The sequence below is a fragment of the Pseudomonas sp. SST3 genome (genome assembly GCF_003325755.1).
Genome location: NZ_QORI02000167.1, coordinates 1 through 3605, shown reverse-complemented (window position 1 = coordinate 3605; position 3605 = coordinate 1). Strand labels below are relative to the sequence as shown.

General features: G+C 57.7%; 5 protein-coding genes and 1 pseudogene. 5 read left to right on the top strand and 1 reads right to left on the bottom strand.

Features of this window, described 5'->3' with window-relative positions; translation table 11 throughout:
* The coding region (locus DQ405_RS25880) for an SIS domain-containing protein (RefSeq protein WP_168426448.1) at positions 1-254 on the bottom strand (254 nt) is incomplete at its 3' end.
* A gap of 310 nt (positions 255-564) precedes the next feature.
* Between DQ405_RS25880 and DQ405_RS25875 the strand changes: the two genes are divergently transcribed.
* From DQ405_RS25875 to DQ405_RS25855, 5 genes and pseudogenes are all read left to right on the top strand, one after another.
* Positions 565-1374 (top strand): ATP-binding cassette domain-containing protein, encoded by an 810-nt coding sequence (locus DQ405_RS25875; RefSeq protein WP_003188590.1) that lies wholly within the window; start codon positions 565-567, stop codon positions 1372-1374.
* Positions 1374-2172: pseudogene (mlaE, locus tag DQ405_RS25870) on the top strand (lipid asymmetry maintenance ABC transporter permease subunit MlaE). Before DQ405_RS25875 ends, mlaE begins: the two are co-directional and overlap by 1 nt.
* Positions 2172-2639 (top strand): outer membrane lipid asymmetry maintenance protein MlaD, encoded by a 468-nt coding sequence (gene mlaD, locus DQ405_RS25865; RefSeq protein ID WP_003188593.1) that lies wholly within the window; start codon positions 2172-2174, stop codon positions 2637-2639. Before mlaE ends, mlaD begins: the two are co-directional and overlap by 1 nt.
* Before the next feature lie 11 nt (positions 2640-2650).
* The gene (locus DQ405_RS25860) at positions 2651-3298 is read left to right on the top strand and encodes an MlaC/ttg2D family ABC transporter substrate-binding protein (RefSeq protein ID WP_014716940.1); all 648 of its coding nucleotides are present in this window, start codon (positions 2651-2653) and stop codon (positions 3296-3298) included.
* Positions 3295-3600 carry an STAS domain-containing protein gene (locus DQ405_RS25855; RefSeq protein ID WP_003188596.1) on the top strand — a complete coding sequence of 102 codons (306 nt, stop codon included), beginning with the start codon at positions 3295-3297 and terminating at the stop codon, positions 3598-3600. The genes DQ405_RS25860 and DQ405_RS25855 overlap by 4 nt, the downstream gene beginning before the upstream one ends.
* Positions 3601-3605: the final 5 nt, after the last annotated feature.

Here is a 3605-nt window from a genome sequence, read left to right as displayed (position 1 = left end):
TCGCCGTGGCTGGCTTCGGCCGGGTGCACGAAAAACGCAGTGGTCCCCGTGCTCGCCAAGGTCGCCGCGATCTTGTTGCCAATGTGGCCGGACTTGCCCATGCCGACCACCACAACGCGGCCCTTGCTCGCCAGAATCATCTCGCAGGCGCGCACGAAATCCGCGTCGATATGGGCCAGCAAGCCTTCTACGGCTTCAAGCTCAAGGCGTATGGTGCGTTGTGCGGATTGAATAAGGTCGCTGGATTGGCTCATGTCTGAAATCGTATAGCCTGACGAAAAGTCGGCGATTATAGCGGTAATGATCGATTCCCTCACGCAAGTTCGTCAGGCTTTGTGCGCGGGATAACTGAAAAGCACCGTGGGCAACATAGCAAGCAACGTTTTTTCCCTGTCTCAAATCTGAACCAGCGCTGTTCCGGCCTTGGGCGCTCTGTACCAGCAGTGATATAGTTCGCCGCCAGTTCGGTCCGCCCAACCCATGTGCTCAACTATTGCGCATCTGTTGAAAACCAAAGTCGCACACATGGTGTCTGAGTGAAAGGCTGCATCCCAAGGAGATTAGATGAGTGCCGATAACGCCTACGCGGTCGAGCTGAAGGGTCTTACCTTCAAGCGCGGGACGCGCAGCATCTTCAATAACGTCGATATTCGCATTCCTCGCGGCAAGGTCACGGGCATCATGGGGCCTTCCGGTTGCGGCAAGACCACCCTGTTGCGCCTGATGGGCATGCAATTGCGCCCCAGTGCCGGGGAAGTGTGGGTCAACGGCCAGAACCTGCCGACGCTGTCGCGCAGCGATCTGTTCGATGCGCGCAAGCATATGGGCGTGCTATTCCAGAGCGGCGCGCTGTTTACCGACCTCGATGTGTTCGAAAACGTGGCCTTCCCGCTGCGGGTGCACACCCAGCTGTCCGATGAAATGATTCGTGACATCGTGTTGCTGAAACTGCAGGCCGTAGGCCTTCGCGGCGCCATCGACCTGATGCCGGACGAGTTGTCCGGTGGCATGAAGCGCCGTGTCGCCCTGGCGCGGGCCATTGCGCTCGACCCACAGATCCTCATGTATGACGAGCCATTCGTGGGGCAGGACCCGATCGCCATGGGCGTGTTGGTGCGCCTGATCCGCCTGCTCAACGATGCACTGGGAATCACCAGTATCGTGGTATCCCACGACCTGGCCGAAACCGCGAGCATTGCCGACTATCTGTATGTAGTCGGTGATGGCCAGGTGCTGGGGCAGGGTACGCCTGAAGAGTTGATGAACGCCGATAACCCGCGCATTCGCCAATTCATGACCGGCAACCCCGATGGCCCGGTGCCTTTTCACTTTCCGGCGGCGGACTACCGCTCAGATCTTCTGGGGAAGCGCTGATGCGCAAGACATCTCTTATCGAGAAGGTTCGCCTTTTCGGTCGTTCGGGCATCGACATCGTCGAAGTGCTGGGGCGTTCGACCATTTTCCTGTTTTCACGCCTTGCTGGGGCGCGGCGGCATCGGCGGCGGCTTTGGCCTGCTGGTCAAGCAACTGCACTCGGTGGGGGTGATGTCCCTGGTGATCATCGTGGTCTCCGGCGTGTTCATCGGCATGGTGCTGGCCCTGCAGGGTTTCAATATCCTGTCCAGCTACGGCTCGGAGCAGGCGGTAGGGCAGATGGTGGCCCTGACTCTGTTGCGTGAGCTTGGCCCGGTGGTCACCGCCTTGTTGTTCGCTGGGCGTGCGGGCTCGGCGTTAACCGCTGAAATCGGCAATATGAAGTCCACCGAGCAGCTGTCCAGCCTGGAAATGATCGGCGTGGACCCGCTCAAGTACATTGTTGCCCCGCGCCTGTGGGCCGGCTTCATTTCCCTGCCACTGCTGGCAATGATCTTCAGCGTGGTGGGTATCTGGGGTGGTTCGTGGGTGGCGGTTGACTGGCTGGGGGTCTACGACGGCTCCTACTGGGCCAACATGCAAAACAGCGTGACCTTCACCGGTGACGTGCTCAACGGCATTATAAAGAGCATCGTCTTTGCCTTTGTGGTGACCTGGATTGCCGTATTCCAAGGCTATGACTGTGAGCCCACTTCAGAGGGAATCAGCCGTGCCACCACCAAGACCGTTGTGTACGCCTCGTTGGCGGTACTGGGCCTTGACTTCATTTTGACCGCCTTGATGTTTGGAGATTTCTGATGCAAAACCGCACTGTGGAAATCGGTGTCGGCCTTTTCTTGCTGGCTGGCATCCTGGCTTTACTGTTGTTGGCCCTGCGAGTCAGCGGCCTGTCGGCCAGCCCTACCGCCGATACCTATAAACTTTACGCGTACTTCGACAATATCGCCGGTTTGACGGTCAGATCCAAAGTGACCATGGCCGGTGTCACCATCGGCAAAGTCACGGCAATCGATCTGGATCGCGACAGCTTTACCGGTCGGGTGACGATGCAACTGGACAAGAAGGTAGATAATCTGCCAACTGACTCCACGGCATCTATCCTCACTGCGGGTTTGCTGGGCGAGAAGTACATCGGGGTCAGCGTGGGCGGGGAAACAGCCCTGCTCAAGGATGGTTCGACCATCCACGACACACAGTCGTCGCTGGTGCTTGAAGACCTGATCGGAAAATTTTTGCTCAATACGGTCAATAAAGACGCCAAATGAGGAATCTGTTCATGATCTCTACCTTGCGACGTGGCCTGCTGGTACTGCTTGCAGCATTGCCGATGATGGCCAACGCGGCAGGTTCTGCCCACGATTTGGTGCAGGACACCACCAGCAAAATGCTGGCTGACCTCAAGGCTAATAAAGAACAGTACAAGCAAGACCCTTCCAAGTTCTACAACGCGCTCAACACGATCGTTGGCCCTGTGGTCGATGCTGAAGGCATCTCCAAAAGCATCATGACGGTCAAGTATTCGCGCAAGGCTACGCCTGCGCAGATGCAGACGTTCCAGGAAAACTTCAAGAAGGGTCTGTTCCAGTTCTACGGCAACGCTCTGCTGGAATACAACAACCAGGGCATTATCGTTGATGCGCCCAAGGACGAGTCGGGCGACCGTGCTGAAGTCGGGATGAAAGTCTCCGGCAGCAATGGCGCCGTGTACCCTGTGTCCTACACCCTGACGAAGATCAACGGTGAGTGGAAACTGCGTAACGTGATCATCAACGGTATCAACATCGGCAAGCTGTTCCGTGATCAGTTCGCCGACGCGATGCAGCGCAATGGCAACGATCTGGACAAGACCATCAACGGTTGGGCCGGTGAAGTGGCCAAGGCCAAGGAAGAAACCGACAAAGCTGCCGGGAAGCCTGCGCAATGACCGAGTCGGCTGTTCGTATCGGCGACGCCGGCGAGCTGTTCCTCAGCGGCGTGCTGGATTACCGCACCGGGCCTGACCTGCGCAAGCAGGGCCAGGCGTTAATCAAGGCCAGCAAAGCGCCAGAGCTGGTGCTTGATTGCTCGGCGGTGACCAAGTCCAGCAGCGTCGGCCTGTCGTTGTTGCTGTGCTTCATGCGTGATGCCGAGGCGGCGAAAAAACCGGTCAGTATCCGTGCGTTGCCGGAAGACATGCGCGAAATTGCCGAAGTTTCCGGTTTGACCGAGCTACTGGCGCATCCTTAATACAC